18 protein-coding genes and 4 tRNA genes are annotated in these 16904 nt (G+C 58.5%); 15 read left to right on the top strand and 7 right to left on the bottom strand.

Annotation, left to right across the window (positions count from 1 at the left end; translation table 11 throughout):
- The first annotated feature begins 5 nt into the window (after positions 1-5).
- The 11 genes from ACTQ0H_RS04825 (at position 6) to folB (ending at position 7604) form a co-directional block, all read left to right on the top strand.
- A tRNA-Cys gene (locus tag ACTQ0H_RS04825) sits at positions 6-79 on the top strand.
- Positions 80-121: 42 nt separating this feature from the next.
- Positions 122-197: transfer RNA gene (locus ACTQ0H_RS04820), tRNA-Gly, on the top strand.
- Positions 198-630: 433 nt separating this feature from the next.
- Entirely contained in the window at positions 631-1455 is an 825-nt protein-coding gene (locus ACTQ0H_RS04815) for an alpha-amylase family glycosyl hydrolase (RefSeq protein ID WP_441547871.1), read from the top strand.
- Between the two features lie 60 nt (positions 1456-1515).
- Positions 1516-1591: transfer RNA gene (locus ACTQ0H_RS04810), tRNA-Gly, on the top strand.
- A 3-nt stretch (positions 1592-1594) separates the two neighbouring features.
- A tRNA-Val gene (locus tag ACTQ0H_RS04805) sits at positions 1595-1669 on the top strand.
- A 204-nt stretch (positions 1670-1873) separates the two neighbouring features.
- Positions 1874-2068, top strand: coding sequence for a hypothetical protein (locus tag ACTQ0H_RS04800; protein ID WP_441547870.1), 195 nt, complete (start codon positions 1874-1876; stop codon positions 2066-2068).
- A 567-nt stretch (positions 2069-2635) separates the two neighbouring features.
- Positions 2636-4858, top strand: a complete 2223-nt coding sequence (gene nrdD / locus ACTQ0H_RS04795) for an anaerobic ribonucleoside-triphosphate reductase (protein WP_427718616.1) — start codon at positions 2636-2638, stop codon at positions 4856-4858.
- Positions 4859-5284: 426 nt separating this feature from the next.
- Complete coding sequence (gene nrdG / locus ACTQ0H_RS04790) at positions 5285-5866, top strand: anaerobic ribonucleoside-triphosphate reductase activating protein (RefSeq protein WP_427727760.1); 582 nt, start codon at positions 5285-5287, stop codon at positions 5864-5866.
- A 67-nt stretch (positions 5867-5933) separates the two neighbouring features.
- A complete protein-coding gene (gene folE / locus ACTQ0H_RS04785; RefSeq protein ID WP_441015849.1) occupies positions 5934-6491 on the top strand; it encodes a GTP cyclohydrolase I FolE in 558 nt (185 codons plus the stop codon).
- Positions 6492-6493: 2 nt separating this feature from the next.
- Positions 6494-7075: an HD domain-containing protein gene (locus ACTQ0H_RS04780; RefSeq protein ID WP_195838586.1), complete on the top strand. Its 582-nt coding sequence runs from the start codon at positions 6494-6496 to the stop codon at positions 7073-7075.
- Between the two features lie 43 nt (positions 7076-7118).
- The gene (folB, locus tag ACTQ0H_RS04775) at positions 7119-7604 is read left to right on the top strand and encodes a dihydroneopterin aldolase (protein WP_427718610.1); all 486 of its coding nucleotides are present in this window, start codon (positions 7119-7121) and stop codon (positions 7602-7604) included.
- Between the two features lie 6 nt (positions 7605-7610).
- Here folB and ACTQ0H_RS04770 read toward each other — a convergent pair whose 3' ends face one another.
- Positions 7611-8387, bottom strand: coding sequence for a M48 family metallopeptidase (locus ACTQ0H_RS04770; protein WP_441538117.1), 777 nt, complete (start codon positions 8385-8387; stop codon positions 7611-7613).
- Positions 8388-8461: 74 nt separating this feature from the next.
- Positions 8462-9475 carry a dipeptidase gene (locus tag ACTQ0H_RS04765; RefSeq protein WP_427747977.1) on the bottom strand — a complete coding sequence of 338 codons (1014 nt, stop codon included), beginning with the start codon at positions 9473-9475 and terminating at the stop codon, positions 8462-8464.
- A gap of 120 nt (positions 9476-9595) precedes the next feature.
- On the opposite strand from ACTQ0H_RS04765, the gene ACTQ0H_RS04760 reads away from it, so the two are divergent.
- The 3 genes from ACTQ0H_RS04760 (at position 9596) to ACTQ0H_RS04750 (ending at position 11487) form a co-directional block, all read left to right on the top strand.
- On the top strand, positions 9596-10024 hold the full coding sequence (locus tag ACTQ0H_RS04760) for an FKBP-type peptidyl-prolyl cis-trans isomerase (protein WP_055286916.1): 429 nt from the start codon (positions 9596-9598) through the stop codon (positions 10022-10024).
- A 3-nt stretch (positions 10025-10027) separates the two neighbouring features.
- Positions 10028-10606 carry an urease accessory protein UreE gene (locus tag ACTQ0H_RS04755; protein WP_441048578.1) on the top strand — a complete coding sequence of 193 codons (579 nt, stop codon included), beginning with the start codon at positions 10028-10030 and terminating at the stop codon, positions 10604-10606.
- Between the two features lie 83 nt (positions 10607-10689).
- Positions 10690-11487 (top strand): HAD-IIB family hydrolase, encoded by a 798-nt coding sequence (locus ACTQ0H_RS04750; RefSeq protein ID WP_441056944.1) that lies wholly within the window; start codon positions 10690-10692, stop codon positions 11485-11487.
- A 75-nt stretch (positions 11488-11562) separates the two neighbouring features.
- On the opposite strand, the gene ACTQ0H_RS04745 is transcribed toward ACTQ0H_RS04750, so the two are convergent.
- From ACTQ0H_RS04745 to ACTQ0H_RS04725, 5 genes are all read right to left on the bottom strand, one after another.
- Complete coding sequence (locus ACTQ0H_RS04745; protein ID WP_154517406.1) at positions 11563-11943, bottom strand: Fur family transcriptional regulator; 381 nt, start codon at positions 11941-11943, stop codon at positions 11563-11565.
- Between the two features lie 61 nt (positions 11944-12004).
- Entirely contained in the window at positions 12005-12415 is a 411-nt protein-coding gene (locus tag ACTQ0H_RS04740) for an acylphosphatase (RefSeq protein WP_427795950.1), read from the bottom strand.
- Positions 12416-12417: 2 nt separating this feature from the next.
- Positions 12418-13524, bottom strand: coding sequence for a Gfo/Idh/MocA family protein (locus ACTQ0H_RS04735; RefSeq protein ID WP_441538114.1), 1107 nt, complete (start codon positions 13522-13524; stop codon positions 12418-12420).
- Positions 13525-13598: 74 nt separating this feature from the next.
- Positions 13599-14084 carry a ribonuclease HI gene (gene rnhA, locus ACTQ0H_RS04730; RefSeq protein ID WP_427727777.1) on the bottom strand — a complete coding sequence of 162 codons (486 nt, stop codon included), beginning with the start codon at positions 14082-14084 and terminating at the stop codon, positions 13599-13601.
- A 141-nt stretch (positions 14085-14225) separates the two neighbouring features.
- On the bottom strand, positions 14226-15173 hold the full coding sequence (locus ACTQ0H_RS04725) for a LysR family transcriptional regulator (protein ID WP_427747969.1): 948 nt from the start codon (positions 15171-15173) through the stop codon (positions 14226-14228).
- 274 nt (positions 15174-15447) lie between these two features.
- Here ACTQ0H_RS04725 and ACTQ0H_RS04720 point away from each other — a divergent pair, with 274 nt between their 5' ends.
- Positions 15448-16758, top strand: a complete 1311-nt coding sequence (locus ACTQ0H_RS04720; RefSeq protein ID WP_441538111.1) for an O-acetylhomoserine aminocarboxypropyltransferase/cysteine synthase family protein — start codon at positions 15448-15450, stop codon at positions 16756-16758.
- The last annotated feature ends 146 nt before the right edge of the window (positions 16759-16904 follow it).

Here is a 16904-nt window from a genome sequence, read left to right as displayed (position 1 = left end):
TTTTCGGCGAAGTGGCCAAGTGGTAAGGCAGAGGCCTGCAAAGCCTTTACCCCCGGTTCGAATCCGGGCTTCGCCTCCAGGCAACATCCGGGCGCTCCGGCGCCCGTTTTGTTTTACATATGCGGACATGGCTCAGTTGGTAGAGCACAACCTTGCCAAGGTTGGGGTCGCGGGTTCGAGCCCCGTTGTCCGCTCCAAGCACAACAGCCCGACTACCACGGTAGCCGGGCTTTTTCGTACCCATTGCAGAGGCTCGAACCCGAGAGGGAGCGAGCGTTAAGCAAACGCGGAGCGTTTGTAGCGAGCTGGCGAGGTCGCCGGCAGGCGGCCGAAGCCGGTGCGGATCCGCGAAGCGGATACGCGGATGCCCCGTTGTCCGCTCCAACTATCTTACGCGGTTCTAACGAACCGCGTTTTTTGTTGACGCTGCGCGAGCCCCGGGCACCCCATCTTGCCCCTCAATCGTCGGTCGCGTACATAAAGTACGCTTCCCTCCTCTTTTGCGGCAACCTGGGGCACCCGGAGCCCGCTCGCTGTCGTGGCCGGGGGAGTGGGTTTTCCGTTCTTTTCACTAATCGGTCGATTCGTCCCGGGAGGCTCGAACCCGAGAGGGAGCGAGCGTCTTGGGGCGTGGCTGTGGCGTTGTTTGCCGCGAATAACAGCTTTGGGCGTATCATCGCGGGCATTACCCAGCAGATGGACTATCTTGAGCGGCTGGGCATCGAGGCCATCTGGTTGAGCCCGTTTTACCCATCGCCTCTTGTCGATGGTGGCTATGATGTGGCGGACTACTGCGATGTCGACCCACGTCTCGGCTCGCTTGACGACTTCGATGACATGGTCGCTGCGGCTCACGCGCGCGGCATCAAGGTCATCGTCGACATCGTGCCCAATCATTCATCCAACCAGCACCCCTGGTTCAAAGCCGCTCTTGCCGCCGGCCCTGGATCGCCCGAGCGCGCCCGTTATATCTTCCGCGATGGTCGCGGCAAACATGGCGAGCTGCCTCCCACCAATTGGAATGCCAACTTTGGAGGCCCCACCTGGACGCGTGTTGCGGACGGTCAGTGGTATCTGCATATGTTTACGCCCGAGCAGCCGGACTTTGACTGGTCATGCCCCGAGGTTCATGCGTTCTTTTGCGACGTCCTGACGTTTTGGAGCGATCGAGGCGTCGATGGCTTTCGCATTGATGTGGCGCACGGTCTCGCCAAGGACCTCGACCGCGATGACCTTGACCGGTGGCATCTCGCCGAGGGCGATGACATGGTTGACGACGGCACCCATCCGTTGTGGGACCGCAACGAGGCCCACGAGATCTATCGCGAGCGCCGCGCGCGGGCGGCCCTTTTGCTTGAGCTGGCGCTTCCGGGTTCGGCATACGTGTATCATGGTGAGGAGCTCGGCCTTTTTGAGGTGGCTGATGTCTTCGTGAGGTTCGCGAGGGCGTCGTAAAACTTTTCAAAAAAAGTTCTTGCATAGGATGCGGGTATCACGTAAGATTAATCCCCGTAAGCGGACATGGCTCAGTTGGTAGAGCACAACCTTGCCAAGGTTGGGGTCGCGGGTTCGAGCCCCGTTGTCCGCTCCATTTGGGCGTTTAGCTCAGGGGGAGAGCGCTTCCCTGACACGGAAGAGGTCACAAGTTCAAATCTTGTAACGCCCACCAAATGTTCGCAGTCCAGAGGCTTTGCTTCTGGACTGTTTTGTTATAAACACACATAATATGCCGTCAAATTATCGACCTCGGTCGCTTTTTCACGTTGCATTTGCTGCCCAGCATAATTTGTCGTTATTGGCCTCTTGGTCTCGTGGGAGATGATTATTTTGATCATAACCGTGCACGTCGCCCGCGTTTCCATGGTTGACCCCCATGCAATCTTTTATGGTGATCGGTTTTGGCGAGATTGCCTTCCAGGGAGGATTCGGAACGATTGAAGGCCGTACGTTCTTCGCGCGCTGGGCGGGCCTTGTCACAAAGGGATGGGCCTTTGTGGTTATCGCCGGCGTGCTGCTCGATCCCTTTACGGCGGCTCTCGGCCGCATGATAGCTCGCGAAGAGAGCTAATAGCTCCTCGCCTATCGAATGCCGGCGGACGGGGTGCCGGGGCTGTAGTCTTCCGAGCGTTTGCAGTCCTGTCACTCCGTCCGCCGGCATTCGACCGCAACATGTTGGTCAAGCATAATCTTTTGGATTCTTTTCGCGTGAGCGGCTTGGTTTTGGTAGGATTTGTCGGCGGCTTGACTAGGGGGTTTTATAACTGCCTTGCAGGTAGCCGCGTTGGTAACGTTTTACCGACTTGCCAAGAAACCCTCATAATTAATGTGTCTGTAAAATGACCAATTGCTTTGACCTGCTGAAACACTATATGTTGTGTTTGACCTAAAAAAAGAATACAGGATATAGAGGCGTCTTTGTCGTATGATAGATGGCGGACAGAGAACGAAGACCTTGTTCGTCCCATTTGGACACGCCTTTGAGCCGCTTGATCGGCCGCGAGGATTGTCCGCATGAGGACCTATGGTTTATCGAGAACACAGATTGCGCGACGGCGCCGCAAGACAGGGACAAGCCCTGCCAGGCATCGTTTGGCTCTGAAGCGCAATGGGATTACGACGCGAAAGAGGCAAGAGGATGAAGATCATCAAGCGCAGCGGCACCGAGGTTGCCTTTGACATCGATAAGATCGTCAATGCGATTCGCGCCGCCAACTTGGAGGTCGAGGAGGGCTCTCGTCTTACCGACCGCCAGGTGATCTACGCGGCGCAAAACGTCGCCGAGGCATGTGAGAAGGCCGGCCATACCGTATCGGTCGAGGAGATCCAGGATCTGGTCGAGGACGAGATCATGCGTCTCGACTGCTATGAGGTCGCTCGCCGCTACATCATCTATCGTTATGTTCAGAGCCTGAAGCGCCAAAAGAACACGACCGACGACAAGATCCTGTCGCTGATCGAGTGCAATAACGAAGAGGTTAAGCAGGAGAACTCCAATAAGAATCCGACCGTCAATTCCGTTCAGCGCGACTATATGGCCGGCGAGATTTCCAAGGACCTGACCCAACGCGTGCTGCTGCCCCAGGAGATCGTGGATGCCCATAATGAGGGCCTGATCCATTTCCACGATTCGGATTACTTTGCCCAGCACATGCACAACTGCGATCTGGTGAACCTGGAGGACATGCTCCAGAACGGCACCGTTATCTCGGGCACGCTGATCGAGAAGCCGCACAGCTTCTCGACCGCCTGCAACATCGCGACGCAGATTATCGCCCAGGTTGCTTCCTCCCAGTACGGCGGTCAGTCTATTTCGCTGACCCATCTCGCCCCGTTCGTTGAGGTGAGCCGTCAAAAGATTCGCGGCGAGGTCGCTCGCGAGCTTGAGGAGCTCGGTGTTTCGGCATCTGCCGAGAAGGTTCGCGAGGTCGTTGAGGAACGCCTGCGCGATGAGATTCGTCGCGGCGTCCAGACGATTCAGTATCAGGTCGTGACCCTTATGACCACGAATGGCCAGGCGCCGTTCGTGACGGTCTTTATGTATCTCAATGAGGCCCGTACGCCCCAGGAGAAGCACGACCTTGCCATGATTGTGGAGGAGACGCTTCGTCAACGCTATGAGGGCGTTAAGAACGAAGCCGGCGTGTGGATCACCCCGGCGTTTCCCAAGCTCATCTACGTGCTCGAGGACGATAACATCCGCGAGGATTCGCCGTACTTCTATCTGACCAAGCTCGCCGCCAAGTGCACCGCCAAGCGCATGGTGCCCGACTACATCTCCGAGAAGAAGATGCGCGAGCTCAAGCTGTCTAAGGGCGAGACCGCCGGCAACGGCGATTGCTATACCTGCATGGGTTGCCGCAGTTTCCTGACGCCCGACCGTTCGGGCAACGGCTTTAACAATGTCGCCAACGCTCTGAACTATGACCCGACCAAGCCTAAGTACTATGGTCGCTTTAACCAGGGTGTTGTGACCATCAACCTGCCCGATGTTGCGCTGAGCTCGCATCAGGACATGGACAAGTTCTGGAAGATCTTCGATGAGCGCCTTGAGCTGTGCCACCGCGCCCTGCTGTGCCGTCATGAGCGCCTGATGGGCACGCTTTCGGATGCTGCGCCGATTCTTTGGCAGTACGGTGCCTTGGCGCGCCTTAAGAAGGGCGAGACGATCGACAAGCTGCTCGTGGGCGGTTATTCCACCATTAGCCTGGGTTACGCCGGTCTGTATGAGTGCGTCAAGTACATGACGGGCCACAGCCACACCGAGAAGGAGGGCACGCCGTTTGCCATGGCCGTCATGCAGCACATGAACGACAAGTGCGCCGAGTGGAAGGCCGAAAGCGATATCGACTTCTCGCTGTACGGCACCCCGCTTGAGTCGACGACCTACAAGTTCGCCAAGTGCCTGCAGCGCCGTTTCGGCATTATCCCGGGCGTGACGGACAAGGGCTACATTACTAACAGCTATCACGTCCACGTGTCCGAGGAGATCGATGCCTTCGACAAGCTTAAGTTTGAGGGCATGTTCCAGCAGCTTTCGCCGGGCGGTGCTATCTCCTACGTTGAGGTTCCCAACATGCAGGACAACCTCAAGGCGGTCATTCGCGTAATGCAGTACATCTACGACAACATCATGTACGCTGAGCTCAACACCAAGAGCGATTACTGCCAGGTGTGCGGCTATGACGGCGAGATTCGCATTGTCGAGGACGATGGCAAACTGGTGTGGGAGTGCCCCAATTGCGGCAATCGTGACCAGGAGAAGATGAATGTCGCCCGTCGCACGTGCGGCTACATCGGTACCCAGTTCTGGAACCAGGGTCGAACCGAGGAGATCCGCGACCGCGTGCTGCATCTCTAATAACCATCCCAGGCTGCCCCGTAGCGAGGCCCCGGACCTTTACTCGCTATTTCGGACAGTCCTGGCTCACGACGGAGGCGCCACTGGCGCCTCCTGTTCGTGCGGAACTCATATCGAGCAAAGGTCCGGGGCCTCGCGACGGGGCAGCCAAGTTGATGTAGCTGAGATGCAGTATGCGGTCTGCTCACTCCTCGAAGTTCTTAGCGGAAATAATTCGAGCTGCAGCTACGATTTACTTGCAATGGCGGTTGAGCCGCAACCCAGTTTTTATTGGGCCTCGAACCCCATACTCGATGTTCGCTTTGTTCACCGAGTGTCGCTCGCGAGGGATCTGGAGCATATCGTCCCGCCCGCAGTTTCGCAGGCCGAAGGCCGAGAATGTTTGAGGACGGGATGATATGCTCCAGACCCCCAGGAAGGTTACCTATGAACTACGCGAACATTAAGTATTTCGACATTGCTGATGGAGAAGGCGTTCGTACATCTCTGTTTGTGAGTGGGTGCCGTCGTGGGTGCAAGAATTGTTTTAACTCCGTCGCGTGGGACTTTGCCGCGGGTGAACCGTTCGATCGTGCCGTCGAGGACAAAATCATCGAGAGTCTTGATCATCCCTTTATTGATGGCCTGACGATTCTGGGCGGGGAGCCTATGGAACCCGAGAACCAGGCGGGGCTCGTTGATTTTATCGAACGCGTGCGTGCGACCTACCCTGTGGAGTCTGGGAAGACCATTTGGTGCTTTACCGGTGACGTGCTCGAGGAACTAATGCCGGGTGGCCGTCACCATACCGACGTGACGGACCGTATCCTTGCTTGCCTCGACATGCTGGTAGACGGTCCGTTCGTTCAAGATCTGTACGATATCTCGTTGCGCTTTAGGGGCTCGAGTAATCAGCGCGTGATCGACATGAACGCCACGCGCGCTCGTGCTGCGCGCGAGGGCGTTGCGCTTTGCGACGCTGTGGAGCTTTGGCGGGACGATCCGGTCTATTCGACCCATACTATGTAGCTGGAAGAGGTTGCGTGCCAGCGTGGTACCATAGCGCGAACGCGAAATCGAAAAAAGTGAGGCCCAGATGGTCGATCAGGAAAAAGTCGAGACTGCTATTAAGCTGCTGCTTGAAGGTATAGGCGAGGACCCAACTCGTGAGGGCCTGCTGGAGACCCCGGCACGCGTCGCCCGTATGTATGGCGAGATTGCCGGCGGTATGGGCCGGAGTGCCGAGGAGCACCTGTCCAAAACCTTTGCCGTCGCTTCGAACGATTTGGTTATCGAGCGCGATATTACGTTTTACTCGCTGTGCGAGCACCATCTGCTGCCGTTTTATGGCAAGGCTGCGATCGGCTATATCCCTAACGGTCGCGTGGCGGGTCTGTCTAAGCTTGCTCGCACGGTTGAGGTCTATGCCCGTCGTCTGCAGCTGCAGGAGCAGCTGTGCGCGCAGGTTGCCGATGCCCTCATGGAATATCTTGCTCCCCAAGGGGCGATCGTGCTGATGGAAGCCGAGCATATGTGCATGACCATGCGCGGCGTGCAAAAGCCCGGTACCAAGACCATAACGCTTGCTCGTCGCGGTGTCTTTGAGACCGATCCCGCGCTCGAGGAGCGATTCTTTAGGATGCTGGACCGCTAACCATGAGAGTCGTCAACGACTTTACATCGAAGACCGATGAGGGGACGCCGCGTCGCGGTTTTATGGCTTCGGGCCTGACTCCCTTTGGCGCCATGCCTCGCATTGACTACATTTGTGCCAACGGGCTGTTCCGGCGGCACCTGGGCAACATTGCACAGTTGGAATCGGGGCGCATCTTTTGCCGCCACGGTATTGACCATCTGCTGGATGTCGCGCGCATTATGTGGATTAAGAATCTTGAGGAACAGCTCGAATTTGACCGCGAGGTCATCTACGCCACGGCACTTCTTCACGATATCGGCAAAGATGAACAGTATGAATCGGGTATATCCCATGATGTTGCAAGCGAGCGCGTCGCTGATGCGATTCTTGGCGGCATGCCCGATGACGTGGCATTTGATCCGGCCGATGCCGCGGCCATTAAGACGGCCATTTTAGGCCATAGAAAGCTGCGCGTGAACAGCCAACCGCTTGAGCGTCTGCTCTATGCAGCTGACAAAGCGTCGCGCGCCTGCTTTGCATGCCCCGCGCGCAATGCCTGCAACTGGAGCGATGATAAAAAGAACCTGTCGATTCGCGTGTAGTTGGTTTGCGCGGTCGGGGTTCTAAACGAAGGAGACGATCGCGATGACCAACAAGAAACTGCCCGAGAATGCAACCAAGACTGAAGGCGCCGAGCTCGCCCGCCGTGGAAGGGGCGAAATATCCACCGCAACGGCGGTGCCCCACGTGAGCTATGACGATCTGCGCCATGCCGATCGCATCACCGTTGAAGGTCTTGAGGTCTTTGCCAACCACGGCGTGTATCCCGAGGAGAACGCCCTGGGCCAGAAGTTCATCGTGTCCTTGGTGCTCTATGCCGACCTGCGTGCAGCAGGGGAGCACGATAACCTGGATGCCTCGATTGACTACGGCTCGGTGTGCCACGATGTCGATGGCTATCTGCGCGAGCATACGTTTAAGCTCATCGAGGCCGCAGCCGAGGGCGTGGCCCAGATGCTGCTACGTCGTTACCCCCTGCTGCTTGGCGTTCGTGTTAAGCTCGATAAGCCTTGGGCGCCCGTCGGTCTTCCCCTGGCAAGCTGCGGTGTCGAGATCGAGCGCGTGCGCTAACCGGTTCTAATACGTCTCTATGGGTGGCTGCTTGAGCCGCTGCGACAGAGCTCTATTGTTGGGGCAGTACGTGTCGAGCAGGGCGTGAAACTGCTGATTGTGGCTTGGCTCGAGCAAGTGGACGAGCTCGTGGGCGACAACCATGTCAAGGCACTCGACGGGGTAGGCGGCAAGCTCGCGTGCGATGCGAATGGCACCGGTTTTGGGCGTACACGAGCCCCAGCGCGTTTTCATGCTGCGCACGGAAACGCGGGAAGCGGCGATACCCATTGCGATTTCGTATGTGCGCACCATATCGTGCAGCGCCGTGGTGACCTCGGATGTATAGAGCTGGTCGATGCGGGCTTGGAGCTCATCGGGCGTTAGGCCGTCGAGGATTGCGTGCCGCTTGGCCTGTGGGTGTTCGTATGGCTCGTCGGTACCCATAAAACTTGCGAAGGTGGCCTGTTTGGGTCGCGGTGCGGGTGATGCAAAGTTGTGATCGAGCGCATCTTGTACCGTGATGGGCTTGCCCCAAAGCGCAATGATGGACGAGGGGCTGAGCGGCTCTCGCTCCGTCGCCTGACGTTGCTCGCGCTGGGCAAGTCGGCTGATAATCCAGGCGCTGTTGCGCTTCACAAATGCTTCGATACGCTCGCGGGTGGCACCGAGCGGTGCGCTTGCGTGGACCTCACCGCTCGATGTGACGCGTAGGTTGAAGTTCTTGACACGCTTTTTGGTAACGACGACGGGGATGGGCATCCCATCCGGTCGGGATACGGAAATCGTAAACTGCTGCGTCAAAAGCGGTCCTTCAGATTGGGGACGGGCCGGCATGTCGACCGTTCGGCATGCCGGCCCGATCAAGGGATGTGAAATTAATAACGCTCAAAGAAGGCAAGCGCGTTGTCGCTGCAGAGCTTTTGCATCACGGTCTTGCCAAAATGCTTGGAGAGCATGTTCTGGAACTCGGGCATCTTGCTGGCATCGGAGAGGAAAGCGGGCACCGTGGCGCCGTCCCAGTCGCCGCCGAGCGCGATGACGTCCTCGCCGCCCAGGTCGAGCCAGTGCTCGATATGTGCCGCTAGCTGATCGAAGGTGACGTCTGCGGCGGTCTTGTCGGTTGCGTCGTTGGAAAGGAACTCGCTGCAGTAGTTGAGGCCGACGATGCCACCCATGTCGCGAATGGTGCGGAACTGGTCGTCGGTAAGGTTGCGTTTGGCGCCGCAAACCGCACGGGAGTTGGAGTGGCTGGCGACGAAGGGACGCGTGGCGCGGGCGGCGACCTCGTCAAAGCACTCATCGTTGAGATGGGAGACGTCAAGCACCATGCCGGCGTGCTCCATCTGCGTAAGTGCTTCGATGCCGGCGGCGGTGAGGCCGGCGTGGGTATCGTGTCCGCTCGCGAGCGGCCCCTGCGCATTCCAGCTGAGTGACGACATGAGTACGCCCAAGCTCTTGAGCACCTCGATCAGTGCGGGGTCCTCGGCAAAGAACGTGGCGTTTTCGATGGTGTGGATGCAAGCGACCTTGCCGTCCTTGAGCGCGGGGCGAATGTCCGCGGCGCTGCGTACGTTGACCATGCGGTCGTGGTTGAGCATGGCCTGGCCGCTCATATGCGCCATGATCTGCGCCTGGAAGCGCGCGGCGTGGGCGGTGGGAATCTCGTCGGGGATAAACGTGGCGAAGCACTGTGCCCACGGTGTGTTGCCGATCTTTGCGAGCGAGATGGCGCAGGCGTTGCCCTCGATGAGGTCGAAATCTTGCGGATGCGTCTCGTCGCCGGGGAAATAACCGTCGGTGCCGGCGGTAAAGCGCAGGTCGAGATCGAGCGTGGCCCAGCCGATGCGGTCGGCGGTGTCACAGTGTAGGTCAAATACGGGATATGCCATGGTTCCTCCGGTTGCAGCGTTTCTTTGCAAACTGTCTTCGAATTGTATGACTAGGGTATAGTTAGCGCCATACGTTCATGGCGGCCCGCGTTGTGTGCCGCCCTTATCACGGAGGTTTCCATGTCCAACCAGGGCAAGAAGGTCAAGACCCATTATCGCGGCACGCTCGACGACGGCACGCAGTTCGATAGCTCCTACGATCGCGGCGAGCCGCTGGAGTTCACCTGCGGTGCCGGTCAGATGATCAAGGGCTTCGATGCCGCTGTTGTCGACATGCAGGTGGGCGAGAAGAAGACCGTGCACATTCCTGCTGCCGATGCCTACGGCGAGCACAATCCCGAGATGGTTATCACCTTCCCGGCCGAGCAGGTTCCCAACATCGAGCAGATCGAGAAGGGCATGAAGCTCTTCCTGTCCACGCCGAGCGGCATGCCTGTCCCTGCCGTTGTCATCGATGTGACGCCCGAGGCCGTGACGCTCGATGCTAACCACGAGCTGGCCGGCAAGGATCTCAACTTTGATATCGAGCTCGTCGAGGTCGAGGGTTAGAGTATGCCTGAACGCTTGGTTTCGACGACATGCTTGGGAAATCTCAACGATCCGTCCTATGAACTCCTGCTTCGTCGGGAGCTGGGTGGCATCTTTGAAGTTGACGAGCTGCTGCTCGATTGGGACCAGGCTGATGTATGCGCGTTTGCGGGCGTGACGGAGCTGGGGCGCACGGTCGATGTTCGGCTAGATGCTGCCGACGGCAGTCGTCTTGCCGACGGCGACGTGCTCGCCATCGACCGTTCGGGCATGGTGCCCGTGGCGGTTGTCGTACGCCTGCGCAGCGCCGAGGTCTATTTGGTCGAAGTCGACCGCATGGATCCGATTGCGCTCGCGCATGCGTGCTGGGAGATCGGCAATATGCACGCGCCGCTTTTCCGAGGCGATTCGGACGAGCATACCGTGCGCATGTATACGCCGGTGCAGCCTGTTTTGGGCCGCATGCTCCGGGGCGTCGAGGGCGTTATGCTCTCGGTGGTTAGCCGTGAACTCGATACGGACCGGCGTTTTGCGTCGAGTGCGGCGTATGCCGTTGTGAGCATGGCTCCCGACTTTACGATCGTAAAAAAGGCGCGCGGTTAACGTGCGTATGAGCAAGACGGAATTTGAGAGGCAGCTATTCAAAGTCCGTCTTGCTGTTGATGAGGTGCTGTGGGGGAAAGCATATGGGTCTTGAGGGAATCAAGCTGATTGCATGCGATTTGGACGGCACGTTGCTGCATCCGGGGGAGTGCGAGCCGCGTTCCGAGGCCTTTGAGCTTATCGATGAGCTGCATCGTCGTGGCATCGTGTTTATGCCGGCGAGCGGCCGTCAATATGCGAGCTTGCGCTATCTGTTTGCCCCGGTGGCCGATGAGCTCGCCTATGTATGCGAAAACGGAGCCCTCGTGATGAGCGAGGGGCGTGCCGTTGTCAAGCGTTCCATGGAGCGTAACCTTGCTATGGATATCGCGAATGCCGTGGTTGCGTATCCCCATGCCGACGTGACCCTTTCCTGCGAGGGGCACCTCTACACCATAAGCGGCAACGATGCATTCGTCGACCATTTGCGCTACGAGGTCCATTGCGATGTGGCGGTGGTCGAACGTCCCGAGGACATCGACGAGGACGTCATTAAGATCGCGTTTCAAACGCCCGAGACAGAGCAGCCGGCGGCGCTGGAGTATTTCGTCCGTCGCTTTGGCGACCGGGTCGATGTGATGACGTCGGGAACCGAATGGACCGACTTTATCGGCTTTGATTCGGGCAAGGGGTCCGCGCTTGCCGATTATGGTCGTGCGCTGGGGATCTCACCTAACGAAATGATGGCGTTTGGCGATAATGAAAACGACCGCGACATGCTCAACGTGGTGGGCCATCCCTATCTGATGGAGAGCTGCAATCCCAGTATGCGCGGTATCAACGACCGCGTCCGTTACGTGCGCACGGTCGAAGAAGAGCTGCGTCGCCTACTTGCTGAGTAGACATTTGGGACATGCCTGGAAATCTTTCTTTTGCCGCAATCGGTGAAAAGTTGATTTTAAGGCATGCCCCAAAATCTACCTACAGTTGGGGCAGAGGCCCTCGAAGATGGTGTAGTGCGAGCTGACGCTCCATCCGATTTGTTCGGATGCCCTGGCGTCGAGCTGGGTATTGAAGGGGAGCGGCACATCGATGACGCGGCCACACGAGGTGCAGATGATATGCGCATGCGGCTCGATGGCACGATCGAAGCGGCTGCCGCCCGGCGTTTTAATCGAGAGAATCTCCCCGGCATCGGCCAAGAGATTGAGGTTGCGGTAGACCGTACCGCGGCTGATTTTGTCATCCTGCGCGCGCACAGCGTTGTAGATCTCTTCGGCGGTGGGATGGTTGTAGCTTTGGCGCACGGCATCAAGAACTAGCTTTCGCTGCCTGGTATTCCTTCTTTGCACCGCCATGCGCCTCGCCTCTTTTCTATTAACGGTCGTAGGTAAATGATACCGTATTTAGCACACAATACTAATAATGAGGAGTGAAACCGTCTTCATTGGCAAGTGGGGCTCGGACCTGGGCGTCTACGAGGCGAAAACGCGTTCCCATGCGCTCGTAGGAGGCATGAAGCGCCTCGAGATGAGATAGGATGTTTGCTGGAGCTCCCTGTATCTCCATCTCGACTGAGCCGTCTTCCATGTTACGCACCCAGCCGGTGAGTGCGCGTGCCTGCGCGAGGTTGGTGTTGGTAAAGCGAAAACCAACGCCTTGGACCTGTCCCTCCCAGCGCAGGAAATAGCGCAGGGGAGTGTCTTGAGTGGCCTCGTCGCTTGCGAGCACAGTAAGCCTGCGGCGCAGCTCGAGCTCGACGCCAGAGGGCTTTTGGGGCTCGCGGCTGCCGCCGGCGACGCCCGAGAAAAGCTTGTCGAAAATACCCATCGCTAGGCCTGCTTGACAGAATCGGCGGGGAAGGTAATGCCGGTCTGTTGGCGCACGGCATCCATGATGCGCAGCGAGACAAGCGTGACATCGCGATAGTGGCCAAGCTCGTGACGTCCCGCCGGGGTCTCCCAAATCTCTTCCTTGACGTTATCGATGCCGCCGATGGCGGTGATAAAGTCTGCGAGTTCGTATTCCATGGTGTTGCTCGATTTGGGCAGGTCGAGCACGCGGCCGTTGTCGCTCTGTTCGCGCGGCGCCTCGGTCGCCGAGCCGCGTACGACATCGCCGCGATAGTCGATGCGGACGTTGCGGGGCGTGGACAGATGGTCAATCTGGATAGTGCCACGCTCGCCTTCGATCTGCGAGGTCAGTAGGTCATTCGTAATTTTGGAGTGCGCGAGCTCGACGGAGATACGGCCACCGCCGTAGCTGGCGAGGATGGAACCGCAGCCATCGATGGGGCCATGGGTGAGCTCTTGCGTGGTGGGGTCGAGCAGAGTAGCCATGCTCGTAAGGCCTGAGGGCATGCCGAAGATCTCGACCATGGGCTCGACGGTGTAGACGCCAATATCCATGAGGGAGCCCGAGGCCATGTGGCAGTCGAAGATGTTGGTGGCGCGTCCCGCGAGAACCTCGTTGTAGCGTGAAGAATACTTGCCAAAGCGCAGTGAGGCGCGGCGGATGGGCGCAATCTCGCCCAGGGCGTCCTCGATGGCGTGGAAAGCGGGGTCATGGAGCGGGCGCATGGCCTCGAGGGCTACGACGCCCGCCGCCTCGGCGGCGCGGAAGACTTCCAGCGCCTGCGCCTCGGTGGCGCAGAAGGGCTTCTCGACGATGACGTGCTTGCCGCTGGCGATGCAGGCAAGGGCCTGCTCGTAGTGAAGTGCGTTCGGGCTGCCGATATAGACGGCGTCGACGTCGGCGGCTGCTGCAAGCTCATCAAGTGAAGTAAAGTTTCGTTCGCCGCCGTGCTCGGCAGTAAAGGCGGCGCCGCGCTCGGCGTTGCGCGAGAGCGTGCCTACGAATACAGCCTGGTCGTTGGCATTGACGACCTGGATAAAGTCGTCGGTGATCATGGATGTGCCGATGGTCGCGATGCGCAGCATACGTCCCCCTTGCGTTGTTTTGGTCTACAGGATGAGTGTAGCGCGTGGGGATATAAAGCTGCGCGAAAACGCTATTACAGGTCGCTCTCGTTAAAGCCGGTGTCGATATCGAGGTTGACTCCATCGGCCGCGGTGGTGGCGAGCTCGTCGCAGCGCTCGTTGAGCTCGTGGCCGGCATGCCCCTTAACCCAGATGAACTCCACCTTATGCTTGCTCTTTGCGGCAAGCAGGCGCTCCCACAGGTCGCGGTTCTTAACGGGCTGCTTGTTGGCAGTTTTCCACCCGCGCTTTTTCCAGCCGTCGATCCAGTGCTTGTTAAAGGCGTTGACGACGTACTGCGAGTCGGAGTGGACCTCGACCTCGCAGGGACGGTTGAGTGCCTCGAGCGCCACGATGACCGCCATGAGCTCCATGCGGTTGTTGGTGGTCTTGGCGTAGCCACGCGAAAGCTCGGAGGTGAAGGTCTTGCCGGCGGGGTTGGTGTATTTGAGCACGGCGCCGTAGCCACCGCGTCCCGGATTGGATCGAGCCGAGCCGTCGGTATAGATGATGACCTTCACAGACTTCCTTTCGTCGAGTTCCTCTCTTGCGGCTGTCTATTGTAGCGCCCGGTCCATCCTGTTTTATGCGAGGCGTGCCGCTCCACAAGGATGGTGGAGACGTTGTCGCCAAGAAAGATGGGCGACCTGAATTGTCAAGAGCTAGAGGGCTTTTAAATCTGCCATTTCTATCCCGTCCCCAAATGGTTGGTTTTCGTGGATGATGCGATCGAGTTCGTCGAGGTATTGCCGCAGCAGGGGAGAGGGCTTGCGCTCATCGTGCATGATGTAGCCCACGCGCATCGTTGGAGCGTCTGCCAACGGGATCGATGCCATGCCCCATTGCATTTCATTGGAGAGGACACCGGTCGACAAAGTGTAACCGTTCGACGTGATGAGCAGATTGGTGAGTGTGCCACGGTCGGAAACGCGGATGTTGCGGTCGCAGGGGATATAGCTAAACGGCTCCTCGGCGTAATAGAAGGAGTTTGAGGTCCCCTGCTCAAAGCTGTAGCGCGTATAGGGCGTAAGGTCGGCAAGCGATAGCTGGGGGCGGCGTGCGAGCGGATGGCGCTCGCTAACGAAGACGTGGACCGTTGCATCGAAGAGGGGATGGAAGCTTGCGCGGGCGTCGGCGAAGGCCTTCTGCAGGACGCGGGCGTTAAAGTCATCCAGATACAGAATGCCGATATCGCTGCGAAATGCGCGGACGTCGTCGATGATCTGTGACGTGGTGGTCTCGCGCATGATGAACTCAAACTTACTGTCGCGGCAGCGCTCGACGACGTTGACAAAGGCTTCGACCGAAAAAGCGTAGTGCTGGGCCGAGACGGCAAGGCGTGCCTGGGGTGTGCCGCCGTCCTCGTAGCGGGCCTCGAGCATATCGGCCTGCTCTACGACCTGGCGCGCATAGCCTAAAAGCTCGGTGCCGTCGTTGGTGAGTGTGACGCCGCGGCTGGAGCGCGTAAAGATTTCCAGACGGAGCTCCTGCTCTAGGCTTTTGACGGCGTTGGAGATATTGGATTGCGCGGTATAGAGGCGCTGAGCTGCGGCGTTAATTGAGCCGGATTCTGCCACGGCGATAAGAAAACGAAGCTGCTGGAGGGTCATCGGCACCCGTCCTTTCGATAGCTATCTAAAAAACCGATAACAGGTTAGCGCTTTTAAGTGATTGACCGCGCGAAACAATGCTCGTACTATTCAAAACACACAAAGGCGGTAGGTAATTAAGCCGACCACGAGAACGGGATGTCAAAAGGAGGACCGCATATGAACTGCTTACTAAGACGAATGCCGGGCTCCTGCTTGCGCCCGTCGGCGTGATCAGGAGACGGCGACTTACTTCTCTTACTCTTATTACTTTTGTTCGATCAAGGAGATCATCATGAGCCAGTTTATCAACAACCCCGAGCACACCTTTGGTTTCGACACCCTGCAGCTGCACGTTGGCCAGGAGAGCGCCGACCCCGCATCCGATTCCCGCGCCGTGCCTATCTACCAGACCACGAGCTATGTGTTCCGCAACTCCCAGCACGCCGCTGACCGCTTTGGCCTTGCCGACGCCGGTAATATCTACGGTCGTCTGACCAACTCCACCCAGGGCGTCTTTGAGGACCGCATTGCCGCGCTCGAGGGCGGCGTTGCAGGTCTTGCCGTCGCCTCTGGCGCCGCCGCCATCACCTATACCCTGCAGGCCCTCGCTCAGGCCGGCGACCATGTGGTGGCCCAAAAGACCATCTACGGTGGTTCCTACAACCTGCTGGAGCACACGCTCTCCCAGTTTGGTGTCGAGACCACCTTCGTCGATGCCCACAACCTGGACGAGGTCGAGGGCGCCATCAGGGACAACACCACGGTCATTTACGTCGAGACGCTCGGTAACCCCAACTCCGATATCCCCAACATCGACGCTATCTCCGAGGTCGCTAAGAAGCATGGTCTTCCGGTTGTTGTCGATAACACCTTCGGCACCCCGTATCTGTTCCGTCCGCTGGAGCACGGCGCCAACATCGTCGTTCACTCTGCAACTAAGTTTATTGGCGGCCACGGCACCTCGTTGGGCGGCGTGATTATCGATGGCGGCAACTTTGACTGGAAGGCGAGCGGCAAGTATGCGCAGATCGCCGAGCCCAATCCCTCCTACCATGGCGTCTCGTTTGCCGAGGCCGCCGGCCCCGCTGCCTTCGCGACCTATGTCCGTGCTATCTTGCTGCGTGACGAGGGCGCCTGCATTAGCCCGTTTAACGCCTGGGTCCTGCTCCAGGGTACCGAGACCCTGTCGCTGCGCGTTGACCGCCATGTCGAGAACACCAAGAAGGTCGTTGAGTTCCTGATCGGTGACGGCCATGTTGCCAAGGTGAACCACCCGAGCCTGCCCGAGCACCCCGACCATGAGCTGTACCAGAAGTATTTCCCCCGTGGCGGCGCCTCGATCTTCACCTTCGAGATCAAGGGCGGCCAGGAGGCTGCTTGGAAGTTCATCGACCACCTGCAGGTGTTCTCGCTGCTCGCCAACGTAGCCGACGTCAAGTCGCTCGTCGTGCACCCGGCTACCACCACGCACTCCCAGCTCTCTGCCGAGGAGCTTGCCGAGCAGAACATTACGCCCTCTACAATCCGTCTTTCCATTGGTACCGAGAACGCCGAGGACATCATTTGGGATCTGAAGCAGGCCTTTGCCGCGCTGGACGAGTAGGGCGACTTGTGCAAGGGCCCCTTGCGACTCGATAGGTATAACTGCATAAAATGCCTGCTCAAGGCGCCTGCGCGAACAATGGTTGCGCAGGCGCCTTTTTTGCATAGGAAGGGCGCTATTACAGGGTTTTTGGCATGCTTTATGCA

Origin of the sequence: Collinsella sp. LCP21S3_A3, assembly GCF_052118905.1 — a bacterium.
In the GTDB taxonomy this organism is placed as follows: Bacteria; Actinomycetota; Coriobacteriia; order Coriobacteriales; family Coriobacteriaceae; genus Collinsella.
The sequence above is the reverse complement of the archived record's forward strand: the minus strand, read 5'-3'. Positions and strand labels throughout refer to the sequence as shown.